The sequence below is a fragment of the Curtobacterium sp. NPDC090223 genome (assembly GCF_044746585.1).
Lineage (GTDB): Bacteria > Actinomycetota > Actinomycetes > Actinomycetales > Microbacteriaceae > Curtobacterium.
In genome coordinates, this window is sequence record NZ_JBIVCN010000001.1 from 642,982 (window position 1) to 658,613 (window position 15,632).

Annotated in this window: 10 protein-coding genes; 1 reads left to right on the forward strand and 9 read right to left on the reverse strand. The window is 70.5% G+C overall.

Annotated features, from left to right (window positions below; all coding sequences use genetic code 11):
• Positions 1–3: 3 nt before the first annotated feature.
• The gene (locus ACIPJY_RS03050) at positions 4–924 is read right to left on the reverse strand and encodes an SDR family NAD(P)-dependent oxidoreductase (RefSeq protein ID WP_400459598.1); all 921 of its coding nucleotides are present in this window, start codon (positions 922–924) and stop codon (positions 4–6) included.
• A complete protein-coding gene (uvrB, locus tag ACIPJY_RS03055) occupies positions 914–2,992 on the reverse strand; it encodes an excinuclease ABC subunit UvrB (RefSeq protein WP_400460877.1) in 2,079 nt (692 codons plus the stop codon). Before uvrB ends, ACIPJY_RS03050 begins: the two co-directional genes overlap by 11 nt.
• A 223-nt stretch (positions 2,993–3,215) precedes the next feature.
• On the opposite strand from uvrB, the gene ACIPJY_RS03060 reads away from it, so the two are divergent.
• Positions 3,216–4,544, forward strand: a complete 1,329-nt coding sequence (locus tag ACIPJY_RS03060; RefSeq protein ID WP_400459595.1) for an MFS transporter — start codon at positions 3,216–3,218, stop codon at positions 4,542–4,544.
• A gap of 307 nt (positions 4,545–4,851) precedes the next feature.
• Here ACIPJY_RS03060 and ACIPJY_RS03065 read toward each other — a convergent pair whose 3' ends face one another.
• The 7 genes from ACIPJY_RS03065 to polA form a co-directional block, all read right to left on the reverse strand.
• Positions 4,852–6,105 carry an acyltransferase gene (locus ACIPJY_RS03065; RefSeq protein WP_400459593.1) on the reverse strand — a complete coding sequence of 418 codons (1,254 nt, stop codon included), beginning with the start codon at positions 6,103–6,105 and terminating at the stop codon, positions 4,852–4,854.
• Positions 6,102–7,601: a class I adenylate-forming enzyme family protein gene (locus tag ACIPJY_RS03070; RefSeq protein WP_400459590.1), complete on the reverse strand. Its 1,500-nt coding sequence runs from the start codon at positions 7,599–7,601 to the stop codon at positions 6,102–6,104. The genes ACIPJY_RS03065 and ACIPJY_RS03070 overlap by 4 nt, the downstream gene beginning before the upstream one ends.
• Before the next feature lie 22 nt (positions 7,602–7,623).
• Complete coding sequence (locus ACIPJY_RS03075) at positions 7,624–8,751, reverse strand: BPSS1187 family protein (RefSeq protein ID WP_400459587.1); 1,128 nt, start codon at positions 8,749–8,751, stop codon at positions 7,624–7,626.
• Complete coding sequence (coaE, locus tag ACIPJY_RS03080; RefSeq protein WP_400459585.1) at positions 8,744–9,346, reverse strand: dephospho-CoA kinase; 603 nt, start codon at positions 9,344–9,346, stop codon at positions 8,744–8,746. Before coaE ends, ACIPJY_RS03075 begins: the two co-directional genes overlap by 8 nt.
• A gap of 104 nt (positions 9,347–9,450) precedes the next feature.
• Complete coding sequence (gene rpsA / locus ACIPJY_RS03085; protein ID WP_123653529.1) at positions 9,451–10,908, reverse strand: 30S ribosomal protein S1; 1,458 nt, start codon at positions 10,906–10,908, stop codon at positions 9,451–9,453.
• Between the two features lie 169 nt (positions 10,909–11,077).
• On the reverse strand, positions 11,078–12,757 hold the full coding sequence (locus tag ACIPJY_RS03090) for a DUF885 domain-containing protein (protein WP_400459582.1): 1,680 nt from the start codon (positions 12,755–12,757) through the stop codon (positions 11,078–11,080).
• A 123-nt stretch (positions 12,758–12,880) separates the two neighbouring features.
• Positions 12,881–15,526, reverse strand: coding sequence for a DNA polymerase I (gene polA, locus ACIPJY_RS03095; RefSeq protein WP_400459580.1), 2,646 nt, complete (start codon positions 15,524–15,526; stop codon positions 12,881–12,883).
• Positions 15,527–15,632: the final 106 nt, after the last annotated feature.

Here is a 15,632-nt window from a genome sequence, read left to right on the forward strand (position 1 = left end):
GCATCACACGAGTGCGTCGAGAGCGAACGCGACTCCCGAGGCATGCTCACTGGCCACCCAGAGCCGCGCGGCCTCGGTGCGGTCGTGTGCACGAGGCTCGGCGGTCACGACGGACACCGGCCCGCGGAGCTGCAGGGGTCCGCCCGGCCCCCAGTACTGTCCGGAACGGACGGCGTCCGGCCCGCTCGTCGCACCGACCGCGGCGTGCACGATCGGCAGGGCGCCGGCGTCCTTGCCCTGCGCGTACAGGCGCTGCCCTGGCCGGGTCCACGCGGGCTCGGCGCGCGCCGGCTGGACTGCGGGGCGGGCCGGGGCGAGTGCGTCGAGCGACAGCCCGGGGTGGGCGACGATGCTCGACACCGAAGAGCCGGCGTCGGCCAGCCGCTGCGCCAGCTCGAACCCGAACAGCATCACCGCGAGCTTGCTCCGGCCGTACTGCCGGTAGCTCGAGTACCGCCCGGCCCCGAGCGGGTCACGGGGATCGAGCGTGGCCCACCGGTGCGCGATCGACCCGAGGTGCACCACCCGCCCGGCAGTCTGCTCGAGCATCGGCAGCACCAGGCCGGTCAGGGCGAAGTGTCCGACGTGGTTGGTGCCGACCTGCAGTTCGAGCCCCTGCGCGGTGGAGCGCCGGGTGCCGGAGCCGACCACACCGGCGTTGTTCACGAGCGCGTCGACTGGTCCCAGGGCGCCGAGGTCGTCCGCAGCCCGGCGCACGCTGTCCAGGTCGGCGAGGTCCACGTGCAGGTGCGCGAGCGTCGCGTCGGGCACGTGCTGCCGGATGCTCCGCTCCGCCGCTGCGGCCCGTTCCGGGCTGCGGGTGGCGAGGACGACCCGGTGCCCGGCAGCCGCCAGCTGCTCCGCCGACCAGTACCCGAGCCCCGCACTCGCGCCGGTGACGACGACGGTGCGCTCAGTTGACATGCCCGGCCGACTCCATCTGCCGCAGTGCCTTCTTGAGGTCCTGGACCTCGTCGCGGAGTCGCGCGGCGAGCTCGAACTTCAGCTCGGCGGCGGCCTGGAGCATCTGGTCGTTCAGGTCGCCGATGGTCGCTTCGAGCTGGGTCGCGCCCTCGCCCGCGATGCCGGTGCGCTTGAGCGACGGCGTCGGAGAGCGGCGGCCGTCCCTCGCGGCGCTGTTCCGGCGTTCGAGCAGTTCCTTGGTGTCGTCGTTCTCGCGCGCCAGTGCCTCGGTGATGTCGCCGATCTTCTTGCGGAGCGGCTGGGGGTCGATGCCGTGCTCGAGGTTGTACGCCACCTGCTTCTCGCGGCGGCGGTCCGTCTCCTCGATGGCCTGCTTCATGGAGTCGGTCATCTTGTCGGCGTACATCAGCACCTGCCCGGAGACGTTGCGGGCCGCACGACCGATCGTCTGGATGAGCGAGGTCGACGAGCGCAGGAAGCCCTCCTTGTCGGCGTCGAGGATCGCCACGAGCGAGACCTCTGGCAGGTCGAGGCCCTCGCGCAGCAGGTTGATGCCGACGAGCACGTCGTACACGCCCTGCCGGAGCTCGGTCAGGAGTTCGACGCGCTTCAGGGTGTCGACGTCGGAGTGCAGGTACCGCACGCGGACGCCCGCGTTCCCGAGGAAGTCCGTCAGTTCCTCGGCCATGCGCTTGGTCAGCGTGGTGACGAGGACGCGCTCGTCCTTCTCGACGCGGACCTGGATCTCCTCGAGCAGGTCGTCGATCTGGCCGTCCGAGGGCTTGATGACGATCTCCGGGTCGACCAGGCCGGTCGGGCGGATGATCTGCTCGACGACGCTGTCCGTGACCCCGAGCTCGTACCGACCGGGGGTGGCGGAGAGGTAGACCTTCTGACCGGCGCGCTCGAGGAACTCTTCCCACCGGAGCGGACGGTTGTCCATCGCGCTCGGGAGCCGGAAGCCGTGCTCCACCAGGGTGCGCTTGCGGGAGGCGTCGCCTTCGTACATCGCACCGATCTGCGGCACGGTGACGTGCGACTCGTCGATCACGATGAGGAAGTCGTCGGCGAAGTAGTCGAGCAGGCAGTGCGGGGCTTCGCCGGGCATCCGGCCGTCGACGTGCCGGGAGTAGTTCTCGATGCCCGAGCAGAACCCGATCTGCTCCATCATCTCGATGTCGAACGTGGTGCGCATCCGGAGCCGCTGGGCCTCGAGCAGCTTGCCCTGTCCCTCGAGCTCGGCGAGCCGTTCGGCCAGTTCTTCCTTGATGGTGCCGATCGCGCGGTGCATCACGTCGGTGTCGGCGACGTAGTGCGACGCCGGGAAGATCGACACGGCGTCGAGGTCCTCGATCACGTTCCCGGTGAGGGGGTGCAGCGAGCTGAGCGCTTCGACCTCGTCGCCGAACATCTCGATGCGGATCGCGTGCTCTTCGTACATCGGGATGATCTCGATGGTGTCGCCGCGCACGCGGAAGGTGCCGCGTGCGAAGTCGACGTCGTTGCGCTGGTACTGCATCGCGACGAACCGGCGGACGAGCTGGTCGCGGGAGATCGTCTGGCCGCGGTGCAGTGCCACCGAGGCGTTCATGTACTGCTCCGGTGTCCCGAGACCGTAGATGCAGGACACCGTGGAGACCACCACGACGTCGCGCCGGCTGAGCAGTGAGTTCGTGGTGGAGTGCCGGAGGCGCTCGACCTCGGCGTTGACCGAGGAGTCCTTCTCGATGAAGGTGTCCGTCTGCGGGACGTAGGCCTCTGGCTGGTAGTAGTCGTAGTACGAGACGAAGTACTCGACGGCGTTGTTCGGCAGCAGGCCGCGGAACTCCGTCGCGAGCTGCGCCGCCAGGGTCTTGTTGTGCGCGAGCACCAGGGTCGGCCGCTGCACCTGTTCGATGAGCCACGCGGTGGTCGCCGACTTGCCGGTACCGGTCGCGCCGAGGAGCACGACGTCGGTCTCACCGGCGTTGATCCGGCCCGCGAGTTCGGCGATCGCCGCGGGCTGGTCGCCGCTCGGCGAGTACTCGCTGATCACCTCGAACGGGCGGACCGCGCGGGTGGGTTCGATTGCCACTGCCATGCCACCAATGCTAGGCGCGGCCACCGACAGCGGCCCCGGTTCTCGCCCACGGCGTACCCCGGTGCGACGAGCGCGCACACCGCGGTGATCCGCTGACGGCTGCTCCATCGGAATTCGCGACGAACCATCGAGGATCCTGATAGAAACCAGGGTTAGCGTCCCATCCGTTCAGCAACCGACCAGCGCTCACTCCCCGAAGAGGCCCCTCCCCATGACCACGGCCACTCCCCCAGCACCGACGAAGGGCACGCCGTTCCGCGGACGGATCCGCGGACGCGTCCTCATCCTCCTGTGCTTCATGTACGCGATCTCGTACGTCGACCGCACCAACATCTCCACCGCTCTGCCCCACATCACCGCGGAGTTCGGCTTCAACGAGGCGACCGCGGGCCTGATCATCTCCGCGTTCTCCCTGCCCTACGCACTGCTGCAGGTCTTCGGTGGCACGATCAGCGAGAAGTTCGGACCGCGCAGGTCCCTCTTCGTGATCACCGTCATCTGGGGTGTCGCGACGCTGCTCACCGGGTTCGCCGTCGGGTTCTGGTCGCTGTTCGCCGCCCGGGCGCTCCTCGGCCTCAGCGAGGCTGCGGCGTTCCCGACCGCCACCCAGGCGATGAGCCGCTGGATCCCGCGTGACCGGAACGGCTTCGCACAGGGTGTCGTGCACTCGGCAGCTCGGCTCGGCAACGCCCTCGCACCGCTCGTCGTCGCGTACTTCATCGCGCTGAGCGGCTGGCGTCTCGCCTTCTTCGCGACTGCCGCGCTCTCGTTCGCGTGGGCCGTCGTCTGGTGGTTCTTCTTCCGCGACAAGCCGGAGTCCGCGAAGGGCATCACCCAGGCCGAGCTCTCGGAGCTCCCGCCGGTCGAGACCCGCGCCACCCGTCCGCCGGTGCCGTGGGGGCAGATGGCGAAGCAGATCCTGCCCGTCACCTTCGTCGACTTCGGGTACGGCTGGACGCTCTGGGTGTTCCTGACCTGGCTGCCGACGTTCCTCAGCTCCACCTACGACCTGGAGATCGGCTCCTTCGCACTCTTCACCACGCTGATCCTGCTCGCCGGCGTCGTGGGGGACACGGTCGGCGGCATGCTCAGCGACCGGATCATCCACCGAGGCGGCAACACCAGGAACGCCCGTCGCACCATCCTGGTGATCGGCCTCGGCGGGTCGCTGCTCTGCCTCATCCCCCTGGTGATCGGCCAGGGCCTGGTGGTCGCGACGATCTCCCTCGCGCTGTCGTTCTTCTTCCTCGAGCTCTGCAACGCCAACCTCTGGGCGATCCCGATGGACGTCGCGCCGCAGTGGTCCGGCACCGCGTCGGGGTTCATGAACACCGGGTTCGGCGTCGCCGGCGTCGTCTCCCCCATCGTGTTCGGGCTGCTCATCGACGCCTCCGGGTGGCAGCTCCCGTTCGCGCTCTCCTGCGCGCTGCTCTTCGCGGCCGCGGTGGTCGCCTGGTTCATGAAGCCGCAGCGCCTCACGATGACCGACGGCGTGCTCGAGATCGGCACCCCGAAGGCCGAGCAGCAGCCCTCCGCCTGACCCGGACGCACCGCACAGCGCGCGCGACGCCCCCCGTCCGCTCGAGACACCGCCGAAACCGGCGGCGTCTCGGGCACACGTGGGCGTTCGGGCATCCGGCGGGTCCGGACCACCCGCCGGACGGGAGGCCGGGGCCGGGCCCGCACCGAGCCTCCCGTCTGCAGGTGGCTGGACCCGCCGCCGCACGGCGGGTGCACGACTCGCCGCTCAGTTCCGTCCAGGGTGCACGACCGGACCGTCCGCGGGCTCCAGATGCCGCAATTGCGGCACCTCAACGGGACCGCGCCCCCGCCCCGCCCCGCGGCCGCTACGCGGCGGCGGCGGCCGCCGCGCGCTTCGCGGCGCGCGACGCGCGCACCTTCCGGGACGACAGCGACGGCCTGCCGGTCAGCGGCACGCTGAGCGGGGTCCACCGGAACACCTCGGTGATCGCGACGGCGAGCACCACCACGAGCAGGTACGTGACGAGCGTCAGCCACGGCTTGGGGACGAGCGCCTCGAGCGGGCTGGAGCCGTACAGCAGCAGCCAGATGACGAGCGGGTGGCTGAGGAAGATGCCGAACGACCGGTCCGAGGCGTAGTCCACGACCTTCGCGAGCCGACTGCCCGCGACGCGACGGTCCGCCCACCAGGCCCCGCTCGCGAGGAAGCCGACGAACACCACGGTGCTCCAGACGGCCTCGATCGGCTGCAGCGGGGTGCCGGCCGCGTACGGGGACTGCCCGGCGAGCATCTGCACGACGAACACCGCGAGCGTGAGCAGCGCGCCCCCGAGGAACCCCCACATGATGCCGCGGCGGTGCGTCCGGATGAACCCGAGGAACCGTTCGGCGTGGTCGGCCGCGATCGCGCCGGACACGATGAAGAACACGTACGAGAAGAAGAACTGCTTCTGGTAGCCGTGCAGCCAGGCGTCGCTGGCGGGGAAGTACTTGTAGCCGGTGAAGACCACGAGCTGGACGACGAGCGACACGACCAGGACGGTCACGTGGTGCCCACGGGTCTTCCGGACGAGCCACATGATGGCCGGCAGGAGCAGGTAGACCTGCATCGTCACGAGCAGGAAGTACAGGTGGTACTTCGCCGTCCCGGTGACGACGCCCGTCGCGAAGGTGGTCACCAGCGCGGGGACGTCGCCGCGCTGTCCCGGGTCGAGCAGCCACGCGGAGGCGACGTACACGAACGACCACGCCAGGTAGGGCACGCCGACGAGCAGGAAGCGCTTCGGCCAGAACACCGACATCGGCTTCGGGCGGATCGAGTAGCTGTAGACGAGCACGAACGCGGTGAGCGTGAAGAACACCAGCCGGGTGAAGTGCAGCAGCGCGAGCAGCCCGGCGAGCCCGACGTCGTCGGACGCCATCGTGTGGCTCGTGGTGTGCACGCCGAGCACGCACGCGAACGTCAGGATCCGCAGGACGTCGACCTCGTACAGGTGCCGCGGCTTGCCGGATGCCGTCCTGGTGGGGGTCTGGACGCCCGCAGGCCGTCCGTGCGCCTCGGTCGGGGTCTCCCCCGCGCCGTCCGGACGCGCCCGTGTCCGCTGGTCCGTCCCGCTCACGACGCGGCCATCCCCCGCACGCGAGCGCGCTGGATCTTGCCCGTCGGTGCCCGCGGCAGGTCCGGGACGACGACGATCTCGACCGGACGGCGGAACCGGGTGAGCGAGCGCTCGGCCCGTTCGGCCAGGTCGGCGACGAGCGCCTCGGCGTCGACGGGCTCGTCGGGCTGCGGGATCACGTACGCGATGGGCACGCTCCCGAGGACGTCGTCCGGACGCCCGACCACGACCGCTTCGAGCACGCGGGGGTCGCCGAGGAGCACGTCCTCGACCTCGGACGGGTACACCTTCTCGCCGCCGCGGTTGATCACGTCGTCGGAGCGGCCGGCGAGGGACACCCACCCGTCCTCGGACACCGAGCCGACGTCACCGGTGGAGAGCCACCCGTCGGCGTCGAAGCGCTCGGCCGCGCGGCCGAACAGGTACGAGTTCACGATGCCGGGGCCGCGGACCCACAGGGCACCGACGTCACCGGCGGGCAGGACGTCCCCGTCCTCGCCGCGGACCTGCACCTCGGAGCCGACCGGCACGCCGACGGTGCCGGCCCGCGCGGGTGCGTCGATCGGCGTCGCGGTGATCTGGCTGGCGCCCTCGGTCATCCCCCAGCTCACGATGAGCGGGACGTCACCGAGTGCAGCGCGGACCGGGTCCGGCAGCGGCGCGGACGCACTCCGCACGAAGCGCAGCCCGGCCGGGAAGTCGAGCGGGCCGGTCTTCGCGAGCACCGCGAGGATCGCCGGCACGGCGTTCAGCCAGGTGATCCGGCGCTCGGCGAGCAGCTCCCAGAAGCCCGTCCGTCGGAAGCGGCGGTCGAGCACGAGGGTGCCACCGGCGACCAGGGTCGCCAGCAGTCCGACGACCTCGGCGTTGACGTGGAACAGCGGCAGCGAGTTGAAGCCGCGGTCGTCCCGCGTCAGCCGGTTGTGCTCGGCGACGGCGCGCGCGACGAACAGCAGCTGGGACTCGGGCAGCTCGACACCCTTCGGGGTCCCGGTGGAACCGGAGGTGAACAGGACGACGGAGCCCTCCCCCGGCGCGTCCGGGCTCTCGCCCGGCAGGTCGCCGTCACGGACGTCGGACGGGAGGCCACTGGCCGGGTCCACGCGAGCGGCCGGGGTCCCCGGGATGGTCGCGTCCACGGCACGGTCCGAGACCACCATGGACGCGCCGCCGAGCAGGTCGGCGAGCCGTGCCGGCTCGGTGGTCGGCTGCCCCGTGTCGACCGGCACCGCGCGACGACCGGAGGCCACGGCGGCGAGGTGCACCACCGCGAAGGCGAGCGGGTCCCCGACGTCCACGAGCACCGCTCCGGAGTCGGCGACCCCGATCACGTCGAAGGTCGCGGCCCACGCGTCGACGGCCGCACCGAGTGCGCCGTAGCTGAGCACCCGGTCGGACCGGGCGTCCTCGAGGTAGACGCGGTCGGCGTCGGCGGCGGCACGCTCGCGGATCAGCGCGCGCAGGGCTGGTTCGGGATTTCGACCTTCTTGCTGCACCAGCCAATGCTAGATCCGGTTGCTATGACTCGCCGGAGGATGCGCCATGAGGCGAGAAGCGGTGCAGCAGCCACTGCCAGAGCCCCTCCATCCGCGGTTGTCCGGACGCGTCGAGCGGCGTCGTGTCCTTGATCGTGCGCGAGTGCGACTCCGCCGGCGTCCCGACCCGGATGTCGGTCAGGATGGCGTGCGGGTCCGACCCCTCCGGCGGCGCGGCGGTGTCGGTGCGCCACGGCCCCTCGGCACCGCCCGGCGTCGCGGGTGCGTCCAGCCCGAGCACCCGCCAGGAGCCACGGATCCGCGGACCGAAGACGTCCCGGACGTCGTCGATCGCGTACATCCGGGCAGCCGGCGTCCGCCCGGGCCGGTCCATCCACGCGGCGTGCACCGGGCCGAGGGACTCCACGGGGGACGAGAACATCAGCGCGCCGAGCACCGGGCGGATGTGCGAGATGTACGCCGCCTCACCGCCGCCCTGCGAGTGGCCGGCGACGACGATGTCCTTCCAGGAGATCGTGTCCACGGGGTCACGGCCGCCGGACGTCTCCTTCGTCGGCGTGACGAACCGGCCCCAGCCGCCGTCCGGGTCGACGTCGTCGAGGTGCGCGATCGCGTCCCGGAAGCGCGACACGATCGAGCCCGCCGGGGACACCGCGCTGAACTCGGACTGCCGGGTGCCGTCGAACCGGTTCCGCTGGACCGCGCCGTAGCAGCGCGGGTCTGCCTCGCACGTGCCGGAGAGCGTCTTGCCGAGGTTCCAGTAGTCGAGGCCGAGCACGTGGTAGCCGTCCCCGAGCGCGGTCGTCAGGAACCGCTGGTACTCGGCAGGTCGCGCGCGGGTCGCCGGCAGGAACAGCAGGAGCGGTCCGTCGCTCGCGGTCCTGGCGGCGAAGTCGTCCCGGTTCGGGGAGAGCCGTTCGCCGTCGATCGCGCCGAGCCGGAACCGGTGGAACTCGTCCTGCGGGCCGTTCGCGTCGCCCCGCGCGGTCGAGTTCCGTCCGCCGTTCGCGTGCACCGGCTCGCGCCCGTGCTGCTCGACGCGCTGCTCCGCCATCACGTTCGCCGCGACGAGCGTGCCGCCGCCGATCGCCACCAGCACCACGGCGGCGATGACCAGCAGGAGACGGTGTCGCACGACGGTGTCAGCCACGCACCCGGGCCCACACCGCGTCGGCGGAGGCGACGGTGTCCGCGAGGGTGCCCGTGGCGTCCACGACGTGGTCCGCGAGTGCGAGGCGCTCGTCGTCCGAGGCCTGCGCCCCCACGCGCCGCGCCGCTTCCTCGCGGGACATCCCGCGGTGCTCGACGAGCCGCTCGATCCGCACGGCCGCCGGGGCGTCGACCACGACGACCGCGTCGAAGTGCAACGGCCGTGCGCCCCGCGCCTCGGCCAGGAGCGGCACGTCGTAGACCACGACGGCGTCGGGGTCGGCCGCGGCTGCGGCGTCGAAGGCCTGCTGTGCGAGGCGCCACACCTCGGGGTGGGTGATGCCCTCGAGGTCCTTCCGGGCGGCCGGGTCCGCGAACACGATCGCGCCGAGTGCCGGCCGGTCGAGCGAGCCGTCGGCGGCGATGACGCCGGGGCCGAACCGCTCGGCGACCCGGGCGAGGCCCTGGCTGCCGGGAGCGACGGCGTCCCGTGCGAGCCGGTCGGCGTCGACGATCACCGCGCCGTGCTCGGCCCAGCGTCCGGAGACGGTCGACTTGCCCGCGGCGATGCCGCCCGTGAGTCCGATGATGCGCACGGCGACCAGCCTAGGCGGCCGCATCTCGGGAAACACTGTCTCCTGGGACGCCGGAAGCCCGGCACCCTGTACGGGTGCCGGGCTTCCGGTTCACGCAGCTGCGATCAGTTGGTCGAGCTGAGCTTCTCGCGGAGCGCCGCGAGCGATGCGTCGTCGGCCAGGGTGCCCTGACCGGCCTGCTCGCTCGTGAACGACGAGGAAGCGCTGGCCGGGAGGTCGAAGCCACCCTGCGCCTCTTCGGTGAGGGACTTGGCGACCTGGGCCTTGTGGGCCTCCCAGCGACCCTGGGCGGCGGCGTACTGACGCTCCCACTCTTCGCGCTGGGTGTCGTAGCCCTCGAGCCACTCGTTGGTCTCCGGGTCGAAGCCCTCGGGGTACTTGTAGTCACCCTTGTCGTCGTACTCGGTCGGCATGCCGTAGAGAGCCGGGTCGAACTCGGCGCTCTCCGGGTCCACGCCCTCGTTCGCCTGCTTGAGGCTGAGCGAGATGCGGCGACGGTCGAGGTCGATGTCGATGATCTTCACGAAGACCTCGTCGCCGACGGAGACGACCTGCTCGGCGAGCTCGACGTGCTTGTTCGAGAGCTCCGAGATGTGGACGAGGCCCTCGATGCCGTCCGCGACGCGGACGAAGGCACCGAACGGGACGAGCTTCGTGACCTTGCCCGGTGCGATCTGGCCGATCGCGTGGGTGCGGGCGAAGACCTGCCACGGGTCTTCCTGCGTGGCCTTGAGCGAGAGCGACACGCGCTCGCGGTCCAGGTCCACCTCGAGGATCTCGACGGTGACTTCCTGACCGACCTCGACGACCTCGCTGGCGTGCTCGATGTGCTTCCAGCTGAGCTCGGAGACGTGGACGAGACCGTCGACGCCGCCGAGGTCGACGAACGCACCGAAGTTGACGATCGACGAGACGACGCCCTTGCGGACCTGGCCCTTGTGCAGGTTGTTGAGGAACGTGGTCCGGGACTCGGACTGCGTCTGCTCGAGGAGCGCACGGCGCGACAGGACCACGTTGTTGCGGTTCTTGTCGAGCTCGAGGATCTTCGCCTCGATCTCCTGGCCGAGGTACGGCGTGAGGTCGCGGACGCGGCGGAGCTCGATGAGCGATGCCGGGAGGAAGCCGCGGAGACCGATGTCCACGATGAGGCCACCCTTGACGACCTCGATGACGGTGCCGGTGACGACCCCGTCGGACTCCTTGATCTTCTCGACGTCGCCCCACGCACGCTCGTACTGCGCGCGCTTCTTCGACAGGATGAGGCGGCCTTCCTTGTCCTCCTTCTGGAGGACCAGGGCCTCGACCTCGTCACCGACGTTGACGACCTCGTTGGGGTCGACGTCGTGCTTGATCGAGAGCTCGCGCGAGGGGATGACGCCCTCGGTCTTGTAACCGACGTCGAGGAGGACCTCGTCGCGGTCGATCTTCACGACGGTGCCGGAGATGAGATCGCCGTCGTTGAAGAACTTCAGGGTCTTCTCGACCTCGGCCAGGAAGTCATCAGCCGAACCGATGTCGTTGATGGCGACCTGCTTAGGAGCCTTGGTCGTAGTGGTTGTCATGTAGAGATTGCTCCGAACGGACATGAGTCGGGCCAGGACGACGCGGGAGACATGTCCCCGCATGGTGTCGACGTGGCGGATTGGTTGTGGGCGCGCGGATTGCGCCGCACAAGTCTAACCGGTGCGCGCGACCCCTCACAAGCGGGGTGCGGTGCGTGTCGCCGGGTGTCTAGCCGAGCATCGCCGAGCGGAGCGTGTCGAGCCCGATGCTGCCGAGGGCGAGCGCCCGGTGGTGGAAGGACTTCAGGTCGAACGCCGCCCCCTCGCGCGCCGCGACCTCGTCGCGGATGGACTCCCAGACGCGCTGGCCGACCTTGTAAGACGGGGCCTGTCCGGGCCACCCGAAGTACCGGGCCACCTCGAACCGCACGAAGGCGTCGTCCATGTTGACGTTCTCGCGCATGAAGTCGAGCGCGTACTCCCACGTCCACCCGCCGCCGTCGGGGTTGGTCTTCTGCAGGTGCACGCCGATGTCGAGCACCACGCGGGCCGCTCGCATGCGCTGTCCGTCGAGCATGCCGAGCCGGTCGCCCTCGTCGTCGAGGAAGCCGAGCTGCTCCATCAGGCGTTCCGCGTAGAGCGCCCAGCCCTCGACGTGACCGGACGACCCGGACAGCTGCCGACGCCAGGTGTTGAGCTCGCCGCGGTTGTAGACGCCCTGGCTGATCTGCAGGTGGTGGCCGGGGACGCCCTCGTGGTAGACGGTCGTCTTCTCGCGCCAGGTCTGGAACTCGGTCACGCCCTGCGGCACGGACCACCACATGCGTCCGGGGCGGGAGAAGTCGTCGGAGGGGCCGGAGTAGTGGATCCCGCCCTCTTGCGTCGGGGCGATCCGGCACTCGAGCCGCTTGATCGGGTCTGGGATGTCGAAGTAGACACCGTCCATCGCCCGGATCGAGGCGTCGCTGGTCTCCTGCATCCACCGCTGCAGCGCGTCGGTGCCCTGGAGCATGCGTGCCGGGTCGGCGTCGAGCACCTCGACCGCGCGTGCCACGGACGCCCCGGACTCGATCCGGTCCGCGATGCGCTCCTGCTCGTCGCGCATCCGTGCCAGCTCCTCGAGGCCCCACTCGTACGTCTCGTCGAGGTCGACGACCGCACCGAGGAAACGGCGGGAGTGGAGCTCGTAGACGTCCCTGCCGACCGCGTCCACCGGGGTCGCGAGGGGCATCAGCTCGTGCTCGAGGAAGCGCCCGAGCGACCGGTAGGCAGCCGCTGCGACCTCGCCGTGCCGGGCGAGCTCGGCGCGGAGGGCCTCCGGGACGGGCGAGCCGTCGTCCAGGGTGGCTTCGGCCGCGAGCTGGTGGAAGAAGCCGTCCGCCGCACCGCTCCGAGCGGCCTGCTCGGCGACGAGCGCGACCTGCCGCTTGGCGGGGGTGACGTCCTCGCGCGTGCCCTCGAGCAGGGTCTCGCGGAAGCCCTCGAGCGCGTCGGGCAGCGCACCGACGCGGCTGGCGATGTCGGCCCAGTCCGACTCGGTGGCGGTCGGCATCAGGTCGATGATCTCGCGGAGCGACTGGGCCGGGCTCGCGATGACGTTGAGGTCACGGAGGTGGAGCTTCCGGTCGTACGACTCGACGACGAGGTCGAGCTCGGCGCCGAGGTCGGTCTTGGTCACGCGGTCGACGTCGTCCACCGGCTCGGCGGCGGCGAGGGAACGCGCCGCCGCCCGCGCCGCGTCCGCCATCGCCGCGGCTCCGGCCGGCGAGGTGTCGCCGTACTCCCCCGTGCGCCCGGGTACGCCGATGTACGTGGCGATCGTCGGGTCGAGGTCGACGAGTGTGGACACCCAGTCCTCGGCGACGCGATCGACGGCGGACGGCTGGCGGACGGGTCGGTCTTCGGTCATGCCACGACCCTACCGACGTGCGCCGACGTCGACGGCGCGCGACCGGACGACGGACGGGAGGCACGGTGCCAGCTGGCACCGTGCCTCCCGTCCGTCTCGGTGTGCGCCCGGCGCACCGGGCCGTCAGTGAGCGGCGGCCTCCCAGTTGGGGCCGGAGCCGACGGACACGTCGAGCGGGACGGTGAGGTCGGCCGCGCCACCCATCCGGGCACGCAGGATCTCCTCGACGCGGTCCTGCTCCCCCGGGGCGACCTCGAGGATGAGTTCGTCGTGCACCTGGAGCAGCAGCCGCGTGCCCATCTCGCCGTCGCGCAGATCGGCCGCGACGCCGAGCATCGCGATCTTCATGATGTCGGCGGCCGAGCCCTGGATCGGCGCGTTCAGCGCAGCACGCTCGGCGTTCTCGCGCAGCACCCGGTTCGGGCTCTTCAGGTCCGGGAAGGGACGACGACGACCGAAGATCGTCTCGGTGTAGCCGTCCTCACGGGCCTGCTCGACCACGTTGCGGAGGTAGTCCCGCACCGCGCCGAACCGGGCGAAGTACTCGGTCATCAGCGTGCGGGCTTCGCTCTGCTCGATGCGGAGTTGCTTGGACAGGCCGAACGCGCTGAGCCCGTACGCGAGGCCGTACGACATCGCCTTGACCTTCGTGCGCATCTCCGGGCTGACGTCCGCCGGCTCGACGCCGAACACCCGGGCGCCGACGAAGCGGTGCAGGTCCTCTCCTTCGTTGAAGGCCTGGATCAGCCCCGGGTCGCCGGAGAGGTGCGCCATGATCCGCATCTCGATCTGCGAGTAGTCCGCGGTGAGGAGCGTCGTGTAGGGCTCGGCGACGGCGAACGCGGACCGGACCCGACGACCGACGGCGGTCTTCACGGGGATGTTCTGCAGGTTCGGGTCGGTCGAGGAGATGCGGCCGGTGCTGCTGCCGGTCTGCTCGTAGCGGGTGTGGATGCGGCCGTCGACGACCGCGGCGTCGAGCGTGTCGACGATCTGCCGGAGCTTCGTGGCGTCACGGTGCTGCAGCAGCAGCCCGAGGAACGGGTGCGGGTGCTGTTCCTGCAGGTCCGCGAGACTGGCGGCGTCGGTCGAGAAGCCCGTCTTGGTCTTGCGGGTCTTCGGCATCGCGAGCTCGGTGAAGAGCACTTCCTGCAGCTGCTTCGGCGACCCGAGGTTGACCTCGTGGCCGATCTCGGCGAAGGCCTGCTGCGCGAGGTCGGCTGCGCGTTCGCCGAGCTCCTTCGAGAGGTTCGTGAGCACCGGCCGGTCGATGCCGACACCAGTGGTCTCCATGTCGGCGAGGACCGACACGAGCGGGAGCTCGATGTCGTCGAGGACACCCAACGAGCCGGCGTCGATCCTGGCCCGGAGCGCCGTCGTCACGCGCAGGACGTACCAGGCGTGCACGCCGACGTTCACGGGGTCGGTCTCGGGGACGAGCTGGTTCGGGTCCGCCGTCGGGAGCTCTTCACCGAGTTCTTGGTAGACGAGATCGGTGAGGGGCTGGCCCTGCTTGCCGGGGTTCGCGAGCCAGCCCATGATGCGGGCGTCGCCGGCGACGCCGTTCACCGTGATGCCGACGGTGCCGAGCGCCTTGATCGCGGCCTTGGCGTCGTGGAAGTGCTTCGGGGCGTCGGACGCGAACCAGGCGCTGAGCTGCTCGTAGTCCTTCGCACCACTGCCGCCCGGCACCAGCACGGCGTCGTCGTGGGTCGCGATGCCGATGGCGCTGAGGCGACCGTCGATCACCTCGACCGCGACGCCGTACCCGTTCTCGGCCGCTGCGGCGTTCTTGCGCTCCAGCCAGTAGCCGAGTTCCTCGTCGATGAGGGTCTTGACGGGCGGCGGGGTGACACCGGCGTCCTCGATGCCGCCCTCGACCGCAGCGGCGTCGCTCGGTTCGCCCGTGCCCGCGACCTTGAACACGCGGTCGAGCAGCGTCCGGAACTGCAGCTTCGCGAAGAGCTCGCGCACGGCGGCTTCGTCGAGGGGACGGAGTGCGACGTCCGCGGGGCCGACCGGCAGCTCGACGTCCGTGACGAGGCGGTTCAGCTTGCGGTTGCGGATCGCCCGGTCCTTCTGCTCGCGCAGGTTGTTGCCGACGACGCCCTTGATCTCGTCGGCGTGCTCGAGCACGCCGTCGAGGGAGCCGTACTGGGTGATCCACTTGACGGCGGTCTTCTCGCCGACCTTGTCGATGCCGATCAGGTTGTCACTGGTCTCGCCGACGAGCGCCGCGATGTCCGGGTACTGGTGCGGTTCGATGCCGTAGCGCTCGTAGACCTTGTCGCGGTCGTAGCGGGTCAGCTCGGAGACACCGCGGACCGACGGGTAGAGCAGCGTGACGTCGTCGTTGACGAGCTGGATGGAGTCGCGGTCGCCGGACACCACGTAGACCTGGTAGCCCTGCGCCGCACCCTGCGAGGACAGCGTCGCGAGGATGTCGTCGGCCTCGTAGTCCTCTTTCGTGACGGTCGTGATGCCCATCGCCTCGAGTGCTTGCTGCAGGAGCGGGATCTGGCCCTTGAACTCGGCCGGCGTCTCGGAGCGGGTGCCCTTGTAGTCCTCGTACTCGCGGGTGCGGAAGGAGAAGCGGGAGATGTCGAACGCGACCGCCAGGTGCGTGGGCTTCTCGCGGGTGAGGAGCATCAGCAGCATCGAGATGAAGCCGTGGATGGCGTTCGTGTGCTGCCCGTCACGGTTCACGAAGCTGTCCACCGGCAGGGCGTAGAAGGCCCGGAAGGCGAGCGAGTGGCCGTCGATGACCATGAGGGTAGGCTTTGCGGAGTCCGACACCCGGACAGCCTACCGACGCCATCCGACACGGGAGTCCCAGCGCGTGACCGACGAAGCGACCACCACCGGCCCCGTCGAC